This is a genomic window from Salinactinospora qingdaonensis (assembly GCF_039539445.1).
GTDB classification, from domain to species: Bacteria; Actinomycetota; Actinomycetes; order Streptosporangiales; family Streptosporangiaceae; genus Salinactinospora; species Salinactinospora qingdaonensis.
In genome coordinates this window covers 75,931-93,850 of the sequence record NZ_BAABDD010000020.1, presented here as the reverse complement: position 1 = coordinate 93,850, position 17,920 = coordinate 75,931, and the positions used below count along the sequence as shown (strand labels likewise).

Below are 17,920 nucleotides of genomic sequence, written 5' to 3'. Positions count from 1 at the left end.
GTCCACGACGCCGGATGGTCGGCGTTCGTGAACATGCTGGAATACAAAGCCGCCCGCTACGGCCGCACCTTCGTGAAGGTCGGCCGGTTCGAGCCCACCTCCCAGGTCTGCTCGCAGTGCGGCGTCAAGGATGGACCCAAGCCGCTGCACGTGCGCGAATGGACGTGCGGCGGCTGTGGAGTCGTCCTGGACCGCGACATCAATGCGGCGGTCAACATCGCTAGGGCGGCCGGACTGGCCGCATCAGCCTGTGGAGCGCAGGTAAGACCCGAGCACGCTCGGGCACAGCGCGATGAAGCAGGAACCCACCGAAGCGGCCAGGTGGCCGCCGTAGGAATCCCCGGCCTTTAGGCCAGGGAGCGGAAGTCAACAGTGGTTGCGGCGGATGCCGTGGGCGAGCCTGGTCTTGCCGACGATCTGTAGAAACCGGTGCAGGGTCTCCCGGGTGGCGGTCCACTGCGCGAACGGCATCGGGGGGAACACGTCGTCGTTGGTCGCGACCGTCATCTTTGCCTCCGTCGCCGCTGTGGGCCGCCCCGGTCCTGTGGCGTCGTCGGCCGGTCACTGCACCGGCCGTGCGTACTGTGAGGAAACGTTCACGGTGAGTCTAAAGTCACCGTTGCAGCGGGGCGCTACCGGCGCGCCGTGGCGGGGCGGAGCCGGTGCGCCACGGCTGGAGCCCGGGGTGGACTCCAGCCGTATGCCGGTTCGCGGGGCCGAAGCGGCGGTGCGGGCACCCGGGGGCGTGTGCCCGCACCGGTTGGACGACCGAGCGAGGTTCTGTTGTCGGCAGAGGCGGTGCGGGTGGGGGCGAGCGCCGTCTCAAGCTGCCGAGATCGCGCAGCGATCGAGGCACGAGGGGACGAAGAACACCTCCACGGCCCTCACATCCCAGCCCTTTGAACAACAGAACCTAGGAGTCCCAACTGCGTAGCGCTTTGGAGATCTCGGCGGCACCGGAGATCACCTCGTCGAGGATCAGGGCGGCGCGTTCGTCGTCGATGCGGTACTGCGGTCCCGCGACGCTGAGCGCGGCCACGACCTTGTTGCCGGCCTTGATCGGCGCGGCGGCGGCCCAGACGTCCTCGTCGACCTCGGCTGAGCTTTGCGCCCACCCTTGCTCGACGATGGTGGGCAGTTCGGCCAGCACTGCCTCTTGCCGCTCCTGCGACGGTTGGGACTCCAACCGGTCGAAGTAGCGGCGCGCCCATTCCTGGCCCATGCCTGCCAGGAGCGCTTTTGCGCCGGCCCCCTGGTGCAGGCTCATGATCTGGCCGGGGCGAAACGACAGTCGTACGGAGCGGTCCGACTGCGATATCTCGGTGCAGGTAGCGAAGTCGCCGACGCGCCGGATGACCAGCGCCGTCTCGCCGGTGACCGAGGAGAGCCGTTCGACCATCGGCCGCAGCAGGTGCGACATCCGCATGGTCCGCTCTGCGTTCTCCGCCAGGGCCAGAATCCGCGGAGAGAGCACGTAGGTGCCGCCCTTGTCCTCCTCCACGAGGTCCAGTTCCCGCAGCAACGAGATGAAGCGGTAGGCAGAGGGGACCGAGATGCCGACACCTTGGGCGATCTCCTCCACGGTGAGTTCAGGGGACTGTTCGGAGAACAGCAGCAGGACCTTCAGGGCTCGCCGGGCGCTGTCCACGCCCGGGGTACGCCCTCCCGCCTCCGCCACGTCGCCTTTCTCCTCTCTGACTGTTCCACGCTGCGGTTTCCCGCAGCGTGTCCCCCGTTTTCCGAGGGAGGCACCGAAACCCACATAGTGCCAGATCCCGGTCTTTTCCTCATTCGCGCGAAGACAGAGCGGTTAGCTGGAGTAGGTGCCCACGACGCGGTTCTGTTCGATGATGGCCTCGGCGTAGTCGGCGAGGAACTCCTCGCGGGTGGGTTCGCCCTTGACCGCCGTGTTCAGCGCGTAGACCCAGAAGTAGTAGTGGTGGGTGCCGTGGCCGGGCGGCGGCTGGGGGCCGCTGTAGGCTTTCTCGCCGAGCGTGTTGGGGCCTTCTCGGTGGTTACGACCACTGCCGGCGCCTTCGACCCAGGTGGTCGAGGGGGCGATGCCGTAGCAGACCCAGTGGACGAACCCCCGCGGCAGCGGAGCGTCCGGGTCGTGCATGATCACCGCGAGTTCCACCGTTCCCTCGGGCACGCCGGTGATCTTGAGGTCCGGCGCCACGTTGCCGTGGTCGGCGCTGTGGAGGTCGGGAATCCGTTCACCGGCGTCGAACTGGCGGCACGAAATCGAAAGGTCCGCGATATTCAGCGGCATTTTCGCTGCTCCTTAGTCCTGTCTGTCGTGTGCTTTTTCTTGGCGTCGATTCTTCGGGGCGGTTTTCGGCGTTTCACGTCACCGCCCGCACCGTGCGCAGGATCTGCTCAGCGACCACATCCGGGTCTTCTTCCGGGATGTAGTGGTCGACCCCGGCCACCTCGACGGCGTGGAAGTCCGGTCGCAGGCTGCGCGTGGCGGCGAAGGCCCGTTTCGAGACGATCCGGCTGTGCTCGCCGCGCAGCAGGGTCACCGGAACGGCGACCTCCCGGGTCTGCGTGTCGAAGTCCCGCCGCAGCCCCTCGACCGTGCGCACCATCGCCGTGGGGGCGGCCAGCGCGCGCACCCCGTCGTGGTCGGCGACGTAGCCGTAGCCGGCGCGGCGCTCGATAGCGTCGTCGGGCAGTAGCGGGTACCGATGGCGCAGGTAGCTCCGGACCTCGGTGATCGTCTCGAATCTCCGGTCGCCCCCGCGGACCCGAGATTCGAGGTCGTCCAACACCTGCGCCTCGACATAGGGCGTGTAGTCGACCGCGACCACCCCCACCACCACCTCGGGATGCTGGTGGGCCAGGACCACCGCGTTGCGCGCACCCAGCGAGTGCCCGCACACCACCACCGGACCGCAGCCCAGTTCGGTGACGAGATCGAGCACGTCTGAGCAGTACTCGGCGGCGCCGTAGCCGGTGGCGGGCTTGTCGCTGCGCCCGTGGCCGCGTTGGTCGACCGCGATCGTGCGCACCCCGTTACCGAGGCGCGCCACGACCGGGTCCCACACGCCCAGGTTCGCGGTCGTGCCGTGCAGCAGCACCACCGTCGGGCCCGAGCCGGTGTCACGGAAGCACAGGCTGACGTCGCCGCCACGGGTGTGGCGGGTATCGCTGATCATCGCGGGCCGACTCAGACCGGTGTAATCTCGGAGAGCGCCTTGCGCACCGTGACCAGCCCGCGCAGGATGTCGGCGCGTTTGGCCGCGACATCGCCCTCCCCGTAGGGGTAGATGCCGTCCTCGGTCTTCATGCCCAGCTTGTTCTGCTTGGTCAGGTCGGTCACCAGCGGTGAGATGCCCGACTCGTTGGACAGGTCGGGGTTGAGGTAGCTCGACACCGATTCGTAGATGTCGAGGCCGGCCATGTCGAGCAGCCGCATCGGGCCGATGACCGCCAGCTTGTAGCCGATCCCCCACTTCACGCAGGTGTCCAGGTCCTCCTGGGTGGCCACGCCCTGCTCGACCAGCGACAGGCACTCGCGCATGATCGCGTACAGCACCCGGTTCTCGATGAAGCCGGGCACCTCCTTTTCGATGACCGCCTCGTAGCCGAACGCCTTGACGATGCCCACCAGCGCGTCCTCGACCTCGGCGGTGGTCTGCTCGCCCCTGATGACCTCGATCATCGGAATCAAGTGGGGCGGGTTCGACCAGTGCATGCCGATGAAGCGTTCCGGGTGGGACATGGCGCCCGCCATGTCCGAGATCGGGATGCCCGAGGTGTTGGTGGCGATGATGACCTCGGCGCCGACCGCGGCCTCGATTTGGGCGAGGACGCTCTTCTTCAGCTCCAGCTTCTCCGGAACCGCCTCGATGACGAGGTCGGCGCCGGTGAGCGCCGTGGCGAGGTCCAGTTCGTAGGACACCGAACCGCCGGGCACGGTGGGGATCTCGAGCTGGTTCAGCACCGACGAAGCGGTGGTGCACGCGGTCTCGGCCCGCTGGAGCGCCTCCTCGCTGATGTCGTTGAGGCGGACCGTGGAACCGTAGCGGGCCAACAGTGCGGCGATGCCGGGGCCCATGGTGCCCGAGCCGATCACGGCGCTGGTCTTAGGGACGTTCATGGTGTCCTCTCCTTGGCATTGTGCTGGTTGTGTCGTATGCCGCGCGCGGGGCCGTGCGCTCACGCCCCCTCGTAGCCCCGGAGGGCCCCACTGCCCGCGCGCCCTTCGAGGGCGTCGAGTTTGCGGTTGAAGTACATCCAGTAGTTGTCCTTGGCCCGCTCGGGGTAGATGACCTCGTGCTTTTCGATGGTTTCGGCGGCGCTGGGCGGGGCGTGGCCCAACCCTGAGGCAGCCAGGGCGAGCTGTGCCTTGGCGGCCTTCTCCAGGAAGATCCCCGAGAGGGTGGCCTCCTTGACGTTCCTGCCCACGAAGGCCACACCGTGGTTGGCCAGCAGTACCGCTTCGGCCGGGCCGAGCGTGCGGGCCACGGCGGTCCCCAGCGGCTGGGTGGTGATGATGTGGCTGGTCTCGGTGAAGCGCGGTACCCCGTGGTGGGCGAACCACACCGCGTGGTTGACGTAGGGGCCGAGTTCGGCGTCTGTGGCGCCGAAGATCGTGGAGTGGAACGGGTGGGAGTGGCCGACGACGTTGACTTCGGGGCGGGCGAGCATGATCTCGCTGTGCAGCGGCCATTCCAGGTGCCGCAGCCCCTGTCCCTCCAAGACGTTGCCGTCGAAGTCGATCAGGATGAAGTCCTCGCCGGTGACTTCCTCCAGGCCGAGGTTGCCCTGTTTGAGCCACAGGCCGCGGCCGTGGGGGTCCCGGTAGGAAAGGTGGCCCATCGACATGTCGCCGTGGCCTTCCAACTCCAAGATCCGGTGTGCTCTGGCGACGTCGTGGAGCACGGTGGCGATGGAGCCGTCCTGGCGGTGCAGGGCGTCACTGTACGGGCTGTGTGGCATGTGGACTCTTCCGGTTGTGCCGGCGCCGCCCGGTGGGGCGGCGCCGGTGTCGAATCAACGTGGTGGTGGCCGGTCAGGCTCGGGCCGCGGCCCGAGCCTCGGCCACGCTGCGGCCCCCGACACGGTGGTGGACCCGCCCGCCGGTGGCCACGGCGACACAGATGAGCAGCTCGTCGGGGCGCGGCGCGTCGGCTGCGGTCAGCGTGACGGCGTCGTAGTGGGAGCGGACATAGACGTCGTCTTTGAAGGCCAGCGGGATGTCGATGGGGGTGCCGGGCGCGGCGGTCTTGGTGGCCGAGGAGATCCACGCCAGCCCCCCACCCACGGCCGCGCGCAGCGCATCGCCGAAGGTCGTGGTGATGCAGGCGACCACGTGCTCCTGCTCGCCGTCGGTTCCGGCGATGCCGCCCTTGCCGTAGCTTTGCGGCTCCCGACCTCCCAGCAGCGCCACGGCCCGGGTGCCCAGCGCCGTCCCGAGGGCGGCGCTGGGCTCGGTCAGGGCGGACAGGTCGGTGACGTAGCCGCCGGCGAAGGGGTTGCGGATCACCACGCCGCAGGCGGCCTTGACCAGCGGCTCCCCGGCCTTGGGGCCGTTCTCGTGGACCGTCTCCTCGACGGTGCCCACCCAGCGGCGCACCTGGTAGCTGTCCTCGACGGTGGCGTGCGCGCTCATCCTCACCTCTGCTTCCCGGCCGCGCCGGCGCCGTGGCGCAGCGGGTCCGTGGGGTCGTAGACCGCGGTCTCCAGGTTCTCCGGGCCGAACTGGTTGCCTTCGGCCATACGCCGGGTCGCGGCGTAGTCGGCCGAACGCTGCTGGCAGCGGTCGGTGATCGGCCGCTCCAGGCGCTCCCAGTCGCGCAGCGCCGCCGCGAATGCGTCGCTGTCGTCGTCGGCGGCAGTCGCGGCCGTGGCCAGGGTGTAGGCGTTGGCCATCGCGGTCCCGGCGCCTTGGGCCAGCGCCGGGCACATCGCGTGGGCGGAGTCGCCCACCAGCGCCACGCGCCCGTGGGACCAGTGCCGCAGCTTGGTGGTTTGGTAGCCGTAGTAGCGGGCGTCCTCAGCTACGGCGGCCGACTTGAGCACCGGGGTGAGTTCCGGGAAGACCGATGTCCACAGGTCCAGGTCGATCGGGGTCTGGCTGCCCTGCTCGTCGGCACGGGGCGCACCCAGCGCGACGTAGAGCTCCCGCTCGTTGCAGGGCACGTACAGCACCCGCAGGTAACGCGGCTCCAGGTTCCAGAAGTCGATGACGTTGTCCCACTCGCCGGGGCCGAGTTCGGCCTTGTGGCGCGGCACCAGGAAGCGGATGATGCCGTCGCGGGACTTCCACCGGTCCTGCTCGAAGCCGATGGAGTCGCGGACCTTGGAGCGCACCCCGTCGGCGCCGACCACGAGGTCGGCCTCGAAGGTCTCACCCGAGGCCAGCGTGATCGAGCCGGCCGGATCGGCGGCCACGACCTCCGAGCCGCTGCGCACCTCCACCCCGGCGCGCAGTGCCGCATCCAGCAGGCTGCGGTGCAGGTGGGGGCGGGTTAGCGTGCGCCAGCGCAGGTCACCGAACTCTTCGCGTGAGACGGTGGAGCCGTGCATCCGCGTCTCGTAGTAGGGCGGGGTCATCGAATCGGCGAGCACCGCGTCGTAGGCGCCGATCGCTTCCAGCACCTTGATGCTGTTCTCCCACAAGACGATGCCCGCGCCCTGCTCCCGTAACTCGTTTCCCTTCTCGTGGAGGCGTACCGTCCAGCCGCGCAGTGCTAGGGCGGTGGCCGCGGTCAGTCCCGCGAATCCCGCTCCCGAGATCTCGGCGTGGCGGCCGTTCTCGCTGGTGGTCAATGTCATTGGCCCTTCGTTGCTGTGGGTGCCCGGCGGCTGTGTCCCGTTAGTTCTCGGCGTAGTAGGACTCGGTGAACTCCGGGGCGTAGACGTCTTCGGCCGCGGGCGGGGTGCCTTCGAGGACGCCCTGGTCGGCGAGGATGTCGATGGTGGCGTTCCACTTGTCCTCGGTCATCGCCCCCAGGCCCAGCTCCTCGGTGGCGTCGCTGGTGAAGGTGTGGTCGATGTCGGCCTGTAGCTGCTCCTCGAACAGTCCGGCGTTGTCGGCCTGTTCGGGGGAGGTCTCAGCCAAAAGCTGCGCGGTCTCACCGGGGTTCTCGTTGACGTAGTCGAAGGCGCGCAGGTAGGCGTTGGTGAACCGCTGGACGAGGTCGCTGTTGTCCTCGACCATCTCGTCGCTGGTGACCAGGCCGGAGCCGTAGGCTTCGTAGCCGGCGTCGGAGCCTTGCAGGATGCTCAGTGCCCCCTCGCCGCCGGCGGCGTCCTCCAAGATGGGAACCTCGGCGTCGATGTAGCACACGACCGAGTCGACTTGGCCTTCGACGAGGTAGTTCTCGTAGGGCGGGGTGACCGTGACCTCCTCCATCTCGTCGCGCTCGATGCCGTTGGCCTGGAGCAGCGCCTTGTAGAAGATGAAGGTGGAGCCGCCCGGGTGCACGCCCACCTTCGACCCGCGCAGATCCTCCACCGAGTCGAGTTCGAGGTTGTCGGCCAGCGAGCACATCCCCAGCGGGGAGACCTGGTTGACCGCGGCCAAGGTCTGCACCGGAACGTTCTGGGAGCGCGCGGTCACCAGGGAGGGCAGGTCGGCGAAGCCGAAGTCGGCTTGGCCCTTGCCCACGATGCGCAGCGCGTCGGGCGAGCCGGAGCCGGTGGTGATCTCCTCGACGTTGATGTTTTCTTCCTCGAAGTAGCCCATCTCCCGGGCCACGTAGAACATCCCGTGGTTGCCGCGCAGTTGGTAGTCGAGTTGGACGGTGACGGTGTCGGGCTCGCCGCCGCTGCCCTGCTCGGCGGATTCACCGGAACCACAGGCGGTGGCCAGCAGCAAAACGGCGGAGCCGGCGAAAGCAGCCGACTTCTTGAGGTTGGTCATGGCGTGCTCCGTAGGAGATCAGAGGTGAATGGTGAGAGGTGGTGCCACGAGCGGGACAGTCGGGTGGTGAGAAGAGCGGCGGTGGACTGTCACTGTTCGGCGTCGCGGATGTGGGGGAACGTGCGTGCGAGAACGAGTTCCACCAATGACATGCCGTAGTAGAGGACCAGGCCCAGCAGTGAGACCACGATGAGTGCGGAGAACATCAAAGGTGTGTCGAGCTGGGTCGAGGCGAATTGGATGAGGTAGCCCAACCCGTCTGAGGCGCCGGCGAATTCGGCGACGACCGCGCCGATCACGGCGAGGGTGATCGCGATCCGCATTCCGGCGAACAGGTAGGGCAGTGAGGTCGGTATCTGGATTCTGGTCAGAATCTGGTTGCGGGTGGCTCCCACGGATCTCATGAGCAGCAGCAGATCCTGGTCGATGCTTCTGAGCCCGACGAGCATGTTGAGCGTGATCGGGAAGAAGGCGATCACGACGACCAGCAGCAGTTTCGGGGTCAGCTCGTAGCCGAACCACAGAATGAAGATGGGGGCCAGCGCCACTTTGGGCACGACCTGGAAAAGCACGATGAGTGGATAGATCGCGCGGTACAGCCAGTTGAAGCGTGCGATCAGCACGGCCAGCGCGATTCCCACGGCGACGCTGATGAGGAAGCCGTAGACGATTTCTTGGGTGGTGACCCAGGTGGCCGCCGCCAGCAGTTCCCGCGACTGCCAGGTTTCGGCGATGAACTCACTGGGCTTGGCGAGGACGAATTCGGAGATTCCGAGGATCTCGACGGCGAGTTCCCAGACGATGAGGATGCCGACCAGGACCAGCGCGCTCGGCCACGCGCTGGCGAACCACTTTCTCAGCTTGCCTGGGCCGCGAACACCGGGTTCGGTGGCGGGTTCGCGCTTGGCGGCTGTCGGGGTCGCCATTGTCAGACCATCGCTTTCGGTTCGAGGAGGTCGCGCAGCCTCCCGGAGTAGGCGGTGAAGGTCGGGTCGCCGAAAACATCCCGGGTCCGTGGCCGCTCTAGCTCGATGTCGAGGGTTTCGATGATGCGGCCGGGGTCGCGGCCCATCACGTGGACGGTGTCGGAGAGGAAGATCGCCTCGCCGATCGAATGGGTGACGAAGATGATGGTCTTGCCGGTCGCCGCCCAGATTTCGGCGAGCTTCTCGTTCATCTCGTCGCGGGTGATGGCGTCGAGCGCGCCGAAGGGTTCGTCCATCAGCAAAATGGCCGGGTCCATCGCCAAGGCGCGGGCGATCGAGACACGCTGGGCCATACCGCCTGAGAGTTGGTGCGGCAGTTTGTCGCCGGCCTCAGTCAGCCCCACGAGTTCGAGTGCGTGGGAGGCGGCTTCGGTGGAGTCGGCTTTTTTGCCGCCACCGCCGGCGATGTGGTGCAGCATGCTCGCGTTTTGGAGCGCGGTTTTCCAGGGCAGCAGGGCCGGCCGCTGCGGAACGAGGCCGATCTGGCGTTCTTTGACGGCCGCTGCCGGCGGGCGTCCGCCGATGGCGACCTCGCCCGAGGTCGGGTCGAGAAGCCCGCCCAGGATTTTGAGCAGGGTGCTTTTCCCGCAGCCCGACGGGCCGAGCAGCGTGACGAAACTTCCCGCGGAGATGGTGATGTCGAGGTTGTCGAGGACTGGTTGTCCAGCGCTTTCACCGCCGAAGCGCATCTCGATGCCACTGGCGGAGATCAATCCCGAATCCATGCGGCCGGTCCTCCCAGTCGTGAAGGGCGCAGGAAAAACTGCAACCCTCGATTATTACTCTCTAATAATCGATTATTAGAACAACAACGGTAGGTGGGCCGATCTTGGAGTGTCAAGGGGGAGGGCACGAGAAGACCGCTGGTCACAGCTTTTTGATCTTCGTGAAACACGCCGTGGACCCGCCGCCGGCGCTCGCATCCCCCGCGGCTGCGGGCGTGTCGAAGCACAGCGGCCTCGTTCGCCAGGCCCGGTTGTTACAGCGGCGAAGGCGCCGGGCGTGGCGGCGCCGCGCTGTCGTGGCTCGCTCCATCGGCCGACCGCTCGGCGGAGGGTTAAGGACGGAGCCGCGTCACCGCCCGCCGCTACGCACAACGCCGCAGCCGGTCAGTTATGGGATTGTCACAGCGAGGAGCCGCTGCCGTCCCAGATGTCGTTTCTCGCGGTGAACAGTGCTGCTGTGCCCGCACGGTGTATCACCGCCTCCCGCTGCGTTCAAAGGTGTTCGGCGCCCCAGCGGGACCAGAGCTCGGGCCACCTCCCGCTGTCCCGGGGGTCTATGGGGGTGAGGTGGGGTGGGGAGATGGTGCCGGTTGTTCGTGCCTTGCTCGTTGCGTGATCTTGGCGGTTTCGGCGGGTGATCCATACCTGAAGGGCGTGATGTTCGCTCGTGCCTCGATCGCTTCGCGATCTCGGCAGCTTCACGGGGGCGCCGTGGCGGGGGACGACCGGAAACGGCGAGGGGGAAGAAACGTCGCTCCAGCACGGGGTGTTGCTGTGTCCAGGGTGTCGTTGTCGCGTGCGACGTGGCTCTTTCCCAGGGCATCGCTGTCCCCTGGGACATCGTTGTCGCGCGGGGTGGTGCTGTGTCCCCGCGGGTGTCGTTGTCGCGCGGGGTGGTGCTGTGTCCCCGCGGGTGTCGTTGTCGCGCGGGGTGGTGCTGTGTCCCCGCGGGTGTCGTTGTTGTGTGCGGTGGTGCTGTGGGGGGATACAGCGATGGGCGGCGGGGTCTCTGCGGGGGGCAGCGGGGGGTCCAGAAGGTGTTGAGCCCGGCACCCGCCCCAGCCTGCTTGTGGTGGCCTTGTCGGCCTCACCGTGGGCTATCTGCTCGTGGTGGTCCTGGCGGAGTCATAGTTTGCTCGTCGTAGTGTCGGCCTCACCGTGGCCACAGCCCGCCCCGGGCTGCCGAGATCGCGAAGCGATCGAGGCACGAGCGACGGGAAACCCCGCGCGCTCTCCTCAGGCCAGAGCCACACCCCGCCGCAAGCCCCACCCTCCGGGGCAGACCTCGCCGAAGACCTCGGCGGTGCAGTCTGCTGCTGGAACTCCTCGGCGGTGAGGCGTCGGCGGGGATCATCCTCCCCACTGAGCTGGTCGAGCGCGGCTCCACGTGAGCCGCGGCGTGGTCCGGCCCCACGGGACCGGACCACGCCGCGGCCCGGCGGGGCGGTCGGGGGCTAAAGCGTGGCCTCGATCGTGCGGGCCAACGCGGTGTCGTTGCCGGTGATCCCGCCCGAGTCGTGGGTGGTCGTGGTGACGGTCACCCACTTGTAGTCGTGAACCAGGATGTCGGGGTGGTGGTTGGCCCGGTTGGCGACGTAGGCCACGACATTGGCGAGCTGCATCGCGGCGTTAAACCCCTTGACCTCCCAGGTTCGGGTGAGGGTGTCGCCTTCGCGGGTCCAGCCGGGCAGCTCCGACAGCTCCTGCTCGATGGCCTGCGCGCTCAGCAGTTCAGGCATGCTCTCTCCTCGACGAAACGTGGCGGTATCGTGCGTGCCCCACTGTGCCAGCGGTTCCGGCGGCAGGGGCGCGACGCCGCCCACCGTTTCCCCTGTTTTATGGGGAGCTCTCCTCGACGAGGTCGGCGAAGACGCCGGCGAGCATCCCGGTCGCCTGGCCGACCTCGATGAGGTAGCCGTCCGGGTCGTGCATGTAGCACCGCAGTTCGGCCTTGCGGTCTAAAGGTGCGGTGAGGAACCGCGCGCCCTTGGCCACCGCCTCCTCGTAGAAGGTGGCGACGTCGGACACGCGCACGTTCATGAAGGCCGACACCGGGTCGCCCGCCTCGGGAGGGCGCAGGGTGACGTCGGGCTTGTCGGGGGTGGGGCCACCACCGGGGTTCATGATGATCCAGGAGTTGGCGACCTTGACGATGGCCGGATTCTCCTCCAGCACGATCCGCCCGCCGAGGATGTCGGCATAGAAGGTGCGCGACCTCACGACGTCGCGCACGGTTAGAAAGTGGGTCAGCACCAGCCCCTCCTCGGGGGCGGGCAGGTCCTCGCGATCCATCTTGCGTCCTTCCCGGCCTGGCCTATCCCGCCTGTGGTCCGCTCGCGTGCCCTTGGTTCGGCCCGGCGACCCCAGCCGCGGCCCGGTGCGACATGCCCGCCACGCTCCCATGGCGCGCTGCGCTCCCGAGACTGTCGGCGCCGGCCTTGAGCCGGGCATGACCGACTCGCGTCGTTGATCACCAGAAGTCCAGCAACAGACACCGAAGGTAATCGAAGCAGGCGGGTCGGTCGCCCCGACACGCCGCCCGGCCGCTTCCGGCTGCTGCGGCCAGGCGGCCCGGGGAGTCCGGTGTGCTACCGGCCTTCACCGGCTGTCCCAGCGGGGGCGACGTTTCCCCAAGCACTGCCCGGCGCTGTAGGGCGGTCCGGCGACGCGGGGGGCGAGGGGGCGAGCCCGGGTCGGCTTTCCCGCCGGTTCATACCTGCCTCGAAGACCGGGGGCCGGGGGAGGGGAGCCGGCCCCCGGTGGTCGGCATGGGGTGACCAGCGAGGACACTGGCACACCGAAGGTGGGGCAACCGCGTGCGCCGGCCGGAACCGGCGCACGCGCAGGGACACCGTCGGTCGCCACGGCGGGGCGCGGCCGGCAGCGTCGCCGTGCCCGACCCCCGCACAGGCGCGGAGACGAGTGCTGCCGCCGTTGCCCCGGTTCCCTGGTGTGCTGCTTCGCAACGTGCCCGCCGGCGTTCCCGGCGCGTGAGGGAGCCTCGTTCCGGATGTCGGCGAGGACTGGGCAGCGCCGGGGACGCCGTTGGGATCGCTGCTGCGGTGCGCGACCGGGATCTAGTCAACGCGGTGGCCACGGCCCCGGCAACATGTTTCGGTTCTGGCCGAAAGAGGCCGCGCGGCCTTGGCTGCGCGGCTGCCCACTCGGGTCAGTTCCGCTCGCCGAGGAGCAGTCCGTAGCCCAGCTCGGTCATCTGGTGGTACACGGTGTTGCGTCGGCGCTGGCTGCGGACGAGGCCCGCATCGCGGAGGACAGCGGTGTGTTCGCTGGCCGATGCGGGGGATATGTCGAGCCGGCGGGCCAGTTCGGTCGTGGTGCACCCGTGGGCGATCGCCTCGAACACGGCTGCCCGAGTGCCGCCGAGTAGTCGAGCCAGGACCGTGCGGCGTTGGGGCTCTACGGATGGTGCCACCGGCACGACCGAGGTGTGTACGGCCGGATAGACCACAACCGGCGTGAGCCCGGGGTCGTGCAGGGCGATGGGGTAGCGCCGGCAGAAAAAGGAGGGGATCAGATACAGCGGACGCCCCGCCAGGGACAGATCCCGCGAGACGGGGTAGGCGATCGTGAGGACCCAGCCCTGCCAACGAGTTGATGCGCGCAACGGTGGGGGGATCTCCCGCGGCGCCCCCGCGGTGCCGGGTCCCGAAGCCAGGTTGTGCTCCATACGAGAGCCCAACCGTTCCCACTCCGGGGCTAGGGCGAGCTCGTAGTAGGAGCGCATGGCCGCGGCCACGGGGCGCAAAGCGGTGGGACCCTCACGCAGCAGTCCCCGCACGGTCGTGGAGCGGTGCTGCTGCCTGGCCAACAGCGCCAAATCGCGCCGCAGTCGGGACGGGGGAGTGGCGAGCACCGCGTCAAGGCCCTGTTCCACACCGCCCGGCCCGCTCAGGGGAGTCAGGAAGTCCGGCGAGTAGCCCCGGGGTGGGGTGAGGTGGGCCAGTCGCCGCATGGGTCCTGTCATCCCCTCGGCTACCCGCGCACGCCACCGGCTGTCGCCCGTGTCGGCCCGCTCCTGGAGTGCGTGCAGGCTCAGCAGGATCTCCCACATCGCGTCGGGCTGGTCGGCGTGGTGGATCTCCTCAGGTGACTCCGGGGTGAAGTGGATGCGCAGCACCCTGAGGACCTCCTGGCAAACCAGCCCGGCGACCGTGCCGAGCATCGTGCGGATCGCGTCGAACGACGGCGTCGCACTACCGTGGGTATCCGGCTCCGACACTCCATGTTACGTTCCCGCCCTTTGCTCTAAGCGGGGAGCGAGGCCAAGGTCACTCCAGATATCTGCCCCGCGACTGTGCGGCGTCGCGTATGGGAGTCGGTCCCGCCGGGGGTGGAAGAGGCGACGAGGGCCGGCGCTGGGGCGTGTCCGCTGTGGCCCCCGCCGGCTGCCGAGATCGCGCAGCGATCCAGGCGCGAGCCGACAGAGAACACCTCCACGGCCCCACGTCCCGGCCGTCCGAACAACAGAAGCCAGCGTGTTCCCTCTCTCGCGCGGCTGGCTGCCGACGATGCCCCACCGGTCGCGGGTCCGACGGTACACAAAAACGGGCTGCGCCGCGGGGGAAGGTGAGTGGTCGTCAGTCGGTCGGATTTCCAGGACTCCAGTGAACCTCCCGAACGAGGGAAAGTCGTCACGTCGTCGGCGAGGCGGGTACGGGAAACTCGACATAGCTTTTCTCGTGTGTGCATAACCGGTTTACACCCTACTTTAGGTTGTTTTTCCACTGCTTTCGGTAATGGTCTTACGCCGTCGGCTTCGGTTGGCTAAACACACCGTCCAGAGCAGTTCACGAATCCGTCAAACAGGTCATACCGCTTGGTTGAATCGGGAAGGGCAGACGGTGCGGCCCTCGCACGACGAGCGACGCGCACACGCACGGGTGGCCCCATGACATCGCTAAAGGGGGGAACATGGCCACAGAGACCGCAGTGGCGGACCGCTGGGTAGAAGAGTTTACTCGGGTATGTAACCAGGACGAGGAGTTGCAGGCCCACGGAAAGTTCTTCGACTGCTCCTATCTACTCGACATGGGCAGTCATAAATACCAGATCGTGATGCACCACGGAAAAGTCGAAGAAATCCTCGTTGACCCGGGGCCACTGGACCTGCGCTATCAATTTCTCATTCGAGCCGGTGAGGACACGTGGCGCGAATTCGGAAAGAAGGAGCCGCGCCCGATGGCCCACGGCATCTGGGCAGCGACATTCCGCGAGGACATGGAGCTCGAAGGCGATCTGCTCGTCTTGATGCAGAACCTGCGCTGCGTGACCCGCCAGATGGAGCTGCTCCGGGTGAGCGGAGTCCCGGTCCACGAAGAGGTGTCCGCACCTCAGCAACGAGAGCCCTCGACATAACAGCCGACTGAGCGGGGAGAGGAACACTGACATGGCCCAGTTCTCACCGGTAACCGGACACTATGTGACCATCGACGTACTCGGTGACGAGTGCAAGGTCTTCTACCTGGAAAACGGCGAGGGCACGCCCCTCGTCTGTCAGCACACGGCGGGCTGTCACAACCACCAGTGGCGTTACCTGCTTGAGGACGAGGACATCACCAGCAACTACCGGGTGATCGCCTACGACCTCACCAACCACGGCAAGTCCGATCCGCCCACGAACAAAGAGTGGTGGAAGCAGGAGTACCGGCTCACCGCCGATTGGTACACCGCCTTCATCACCAGCTTCTGCGACGCGCTGGAGCTGGAGAAGCCGATCTTTGCGGGATGTTCCTTCGGCGGTAACGAGGCGTTGCAGCTCGCCCTCCGCCACCCGGAGCGCTTTGGCGGCATCGTCTCGATCGAGGGCGCCGACTACTCGCCGGGGTTCTTCCTCGACTGGTGGCAGCACCCGCACGCCAACGCCGCCCAAGTCTCGGCCAGTGGCGTGTGGGACCTGATGGCCCCACAGTCGCCCGACGCCGACCGCGCGGCGACCTGGTTCTACTACACCCAAGGCTCGGAAGCCTTCCGCGGGGACCTGTACTTCTACTCGGTCGACCACGACCTGCGTGGCCGGTTGGGCGAGATCGACACGTCCACCTGCCCACTCGTGCTGATCACCGGCGAGTATGACTACCTGACCACTCCGGAGGACAGCCAGCGCACCGCCGACGGCATCAGCGGCGCCACGTTCATCAAGATGGAAAAGATCGGGCACTTCCCCATGAGCGAGAACTACCCGGTCTTCAAGGGCTACTTCCAGCAGGCCCTCAACCAGATCCAGGAGGAGAGCCAAGCCGCGATGGCCCGGTGAGCCAACCGGGAACCGCGCGTTTCCCACTAAGAAAACCACCGGCCCCGGCCCGCTAGGTTCTGTTCTTTGAAAAGGTCGACGCGAGCGAGGGCAGGGCGGAATGGGGGAGCGTGTCCGCTATCGCCCCTGCGGGCTGCCGAGATCGCGAAGCGATCGAGGCACGAGCGGACGACGAACACTCCCACAGCCCCCACCCCAGCCGTCCGAAAAACAGAATCTAGCGGCGGCCGGGGCCGAGCCCTGTCCAACGCATCCGGCACCGTATCCGCGGGCGTGCGCCCACCGTGCCGGCACCGAACCGGCGCTGCCGGCGCCGCGGGCGAGGCTCGGGGCCGAGCGCACCGGATACGGTCGGATACCGCGACGGCCGACAACGTCTGGCGATCCACGACATAAGGGGTGGCGGTTGTGAGTCCTGCCGAGTCTCGCGGGCACGTTATACAGCGGGGGCTGTGGTTTGAAGAGTTCGATGAGGGGGTGACCTACCTGCACCGGCCGGGACGCACGATCACCGAGGCCGACAACGTCATGTTCACCACCCAGACGATGAACACCCAATCGTTGCATCTCGACGCGGCCTGGGCGCAGAGCCAGCCCTTCGGCGAGCGGCTAGTCAACTCGATGCTCACCCTGTCGACCCTGGTGGGACTCTCGGTCGCCCAGCTCACCCAGGGCACGATCGTGGCCAACCTCGGCTTCGGCGAGGTGTCGTTTCCCCACCCGCTGTTCCACGGCGACACGCTTTACGCCGAGACGGTGTGCACCGGTAAACGCCGCTCCAACAGCCGCCCCGGCGAGGGGATCGTGACTTTGGAGCACACCGGCCGCAACCAGCACGGCGAAGTGGTCGCCCGGGCCGTGCGCACCACGCTGGTGCGGTGCCGCCCGGCCGACGAGACCGGGGGGACCTCGTGAGTTGGTCACCTCCCGGCCCCGCGCTGCTGTTTTGTCCCGCCGACCGCCCGGAGCGCTTCACCAAGGCCGCGGCCGGCGCCGACGTCGTCATCGTCGACCTCGAAGACGGCTGCCATCCCCAGCGGCGCGACACCGCTCGGCAGGCGCTGGCGCAGACTCCCCTCGACGCGCAGCGCACGATCGTGCGCGTCAACCCGGCCACCTCGCCCGAGCACGCCGCCGACCTCGACGCGGTGGCGCGCGCCGGCTACGACGTGGTGATGCTGGCCAAAGCCGAGTCGCCGCAGCAGGTCAGCGCCATCGACGCCCAAGTGGTCGCGCTGGTCGAGACGCCGATGGGGGCGCTGCGGGCGGCCGAGATCGCGGCGGCGGCGGGCTGCGTCGGGATGATGTGGGGCGCCGAGGACCTCGTGGCGGGGCTCGGCGGCGGGTCGAGCAGGTTCGCCGACGGCACCTACCGCGATGTCGCCCGGCACGTGCGCTCGACCGTGCTGCTCGCCGCCGGGGCATACGGCCGGTTCGCCGTGGACGCGGTGCATCTCGACATCGCCGACCACGCCGGGCTGCGCGCCGAGGCCGAAGACGCTGTGGCGCTGGGGTTCGCCGCCACGGCCTGTATCCACCCCAGCCAGGTCGAGGTGATCCGGGCCGCCTACGCCCCCACCGAGGAACAGGTGGCGTGGGCGCGGCGCGTCCTGGCCGCCGCCGAGGACACCCCCGGCGTCTTCACCCTCGACGGTCGGATGGTCGACGCCCCCCTCTTCCGCCAAGCCCAGGCCATCGCCGATCGCGCCGGGATCTCCCGACCGCCCCGCACCCCCACCGAGGGTCCGCCCCACTGACGATGTGGGGCGGGTCGGCACCCCAACGCCGTTCATAATGCCCGATATGGAGCTTGAGTGACTTAAGGCCCAAAAGGGATTTCAGTGACGTTGGGTGCGCATTTGTGACCGGAACGCTTTGTCCCTATGGCAATCTGTGACAACCTAGCGACCAACGGAGTCGGATGACATATGCCGCCTTCCGGACACAAAGGTGTGCTGTGCCTGCTTGCACTGCGCACCGCACCCGTGTCCGTACGCTGCGGAATCACATTGCACCGACGGTGTCACAGATGAGGAAAGCGTGCCCCTGTCCATGCATC

19 protein-coding genes are annotated in these 17,920 nt (G+C 67.8%); 5 read left to right on the top strand and 14 right to left on the bottom strand.

What is annotated here, in order from left to right; all coding sequences use genetic code 11:
• Positions 1 to 351 (top strand): RNA-guided endonuclease InsQ/TnpB family protein (locus ABD848_RS18530; RefSeq protein ID WP_344973967.1); only part of this gene is annotated, 351 nt, incomplete at its 5' end.
• Positions 352 to 366: 15 nt separating this feature from the next.
• Here ABD848_RS18530 and ABD848_RS18525 read toward each other — a convergent pair.
• The 14 genes from ABD848_RS18525 to ABD848_RS18460 all read right to left on the bottom strand — a co-directional run bounded on the left by ABD848_RS18525 (position 367) and on the right by ABD848_RS18460 (position 13,827).
• Entirely contained in the window at positions 367 to 507 is a 141-nt protein-coding gene (locus ABD848_RS18525; RefSeq protein WP_344973964.1) for a DUF5996 family protein, read from the bottom strand.
• A 406-nt stretch (positions 508 to 913) separates the two neighbouring features.
• Positions 914 to 1,678: an IclR family transcriptional regulator gene (locus ABD848_RS18520; protein ID WP_344973961.1), complete on the bottom strand. Its 765-nt coding sequence runs from the start codon at positions 1,676 to 1,678 to the stop codon at positions 914 to 916.
• A gap of 132 nt (positions 1,679 to 1,810) precedes the next feature.
• Positions 1,811 to 2,272 carry a YbhB/YbcL family Raf kinase inhibitor-like protein gene (locus ABD848_RS18515; protein WP_344973958.1) on the bottom strand — a complete coding sequence of 154 codons (462 nt, stop codon included), beginning with the start codon at positions 2,270 to 2,272 and terminating at the stop codon, positions 1,811 to 1,813.
• Positions 2,273 to 2,345: 73 nt separating this feature from the next.
• Positions 2,346 to 3,161 carry an alpha/beta fold hydrolase gene (locus ABD848_RS18510; protein ID WP_344973953.1) on the bottom strand — a complete coding sequence of 272 codons (816 nt, stop codon included), beginning with the start codon at positions 3,159 to 3,161 and terminating at the stop codon, positions 2,346 to 2,348.
• Positions 3,162 to 3,172: 11 nt separating this feature from the next.
• Positions 3,173 to 4,105 (bottom strand): 3-hydroxyacyl-CoA dehydrogenase NAD-binding domain-containing protein, encoded by a 933-nt coding sequence (locus tag ABD848_RS18505; RefSeq protein ID WP_344973950.1) that lies wholly within the window; start codon positions 4,103 to 4,105, stop codon positions 3,173 to 3,175.
• 59 nt (positions 4,106 to 4,164) lie between these two features.
• Complete coding sequence (locus tag ABD848_RS18500; protein ID WP_344973947.1) at positions 4,165 to 4,947, bottom strand: class II aldolase/adducin family protein; 783 nt, start codon at positions 4,945 to 4,947, stop codon at positions 4,165 to 4,167.
• A gap of 73 nt (positions 4,948 to 5,020) precedes the next feature.
• On the bottom strand, positions 5,021 to 5,620 hold the full coding sequence (locus ABD848_RS18495; RefSeq protein ID WP_344973944.1) for an amino acid synthesis family protein: 600 nt from the start codon (positions 5,618 to 5,620) through the stop codon (positions 5,021 to 5,023).
• A gap of 2 nt (positions 5,621 to 5,622) precedes the next feature.
• On the bottom strand, positions 5,623 to 6,786 hold the full coding sequence (locus ABD848_RS18490; RefSeq protein ID WP_344973941.1) for an FAD-dependent oxidoreductase: 1,164 nt from the start codon (positions 6,784 to 6,786) through the stop codon (positions 5,623 to 5,625).
• A 40-nt stretch (positions 6,787 to 6,826) separates the two neighbouring features.
• A complete protein-coding gene (locus ABD848_RS18485) occupies positions 6,827 to 7,876 on the bottom strand; it encodes an ABC transporter substrate-binding protein (RefSeq protein WP_344973938.1) in 1,050 nt (349 codons plus the stop codon).
• Between the two features lie 89 nt (positions 7,877 to 7,965).
• A complete protein-coding gene (locus tag ABD848_RS18480; protein WP_344973935.1) occupies positions 7,966 to 8,802 on the bottom strand; it encodes an ABC transporter permease in 837 nt (278 codons plus the stop codon).
• 2 nt (positions 8,803 to 8,804) lie between these two features.
• Positions 8,805 to 9,587 (bottom strand): ABC transporter ATP-binding protein, encoded by a 783-nt coding sequence (locus ABD848_RS18475; RefSeq protein WP_344973932.1) that lies wholly within the window; start codon positions 9,585 to 9,587, stop codon positions 8,805 to 8,807.
• A 1,454-nt stretch (positions 9,588 to 11,041) separates the two neighbouring features.
• Positions 11,042 to 11,326, bottom strand: a complete 285-nt coding sequence (locus tag ABD848_RS18470) for a 4a-hydroxytetrahydrobiopterin dehydratase (RefSeq protein WP_344973929.1) — start codon at positions 11,324 to 11,326, stop codon at positions 11,042 to 11,044.
• A gap of 97 nt (positions 11,327 to 11,423) precedes the next feature.
• Positions 11,424 to 11,879: a VOC family protein gene (locus ABD848_RS18465; RefSeq protein WP_344973926.1), complete on the bottom strand. Its 456-nt coding sequence runs from the start codon at positions 11,877 to 11,879 to the stop codon at positions 11,424 to 11,426.
• A gap of 877 nt (positions 11,880 to 12,756) precedes the next feature.
• On the bottom strand, positions 12,757 to 13,827 hold the full coding sequence (locus ABD848_RS18460) for an ArsR/SmtB family transcription factor (protein ID WP_344973923.1): 1,071 nt from the start codon (positions 13,825 to 13,827) through the stop codon (positions 12,757 to 12,759).
• A gap of 692 nt (positions 13,828 to 14,519) precedes the next feature.
• On the opposite strand from ABD848_RS18460, the gene ABD848_RS18455 reads away from it, so the two are divergent.
• From ABD848_RS18455 to ABD848_RS18440, 4 genes are all read left to right on the top strand, one after another.
• Positions 14,520 to 14,963: a hypothetical protein gene (locus ABD848_RS18455; protein ID WP_344973921.1), complete on the top strand. Its 444-nt coding sequence runs from the start codon at positions 14,520 to 14,522 to the stop codon at positions 14,961 to 14,963.
• Between the two features lie 31 nt (positions 14,964 to 14,994).
• Positions 14,995 to 15,861, top strand: coding sequence for an alpha/beta fold hydrolase (locus ABD848_RS18450; protein WP_344973920.1), 867 nt, complete (start codon positions 14,995 to 14,997; stop codon positions 15,859 to 15,861).
• Positions 15,862 to 16,269: 408 nt separating this feature from the next.
• On the top strand, positions 16,270 to 16,776 hold the full coding sequence (locus ABD848_RS18445) for a MaoC family dehydratase (RefSeq protein ID WP_344973917.1): 507 nt from the start codon (positions 16,270 to 16,272) through the stop codon (positions 16,774 to 16,776).
• The gene (locus tag ABD848_RS18440) at positions 16,773 to 17,618 is read left to right on the top strand and encodes an HpcH/HpaI aldolase/citrate lyase family protein (RefSeq protein WP_344973915.1); all 846 of its coding nucleotides are present in this window, start codon (positions 16,773 to 16,775) and stop codon (positions 17,616 to 17,618) included. The genes ABD848_RS18445 and ABD848_RS18440 overlap by 4 nt, the downstream gene beginning before the upstream one ends.
• The last annotated feature ends 302 nt before the right edge of the window (positions 17,619 to 17,920 follow it).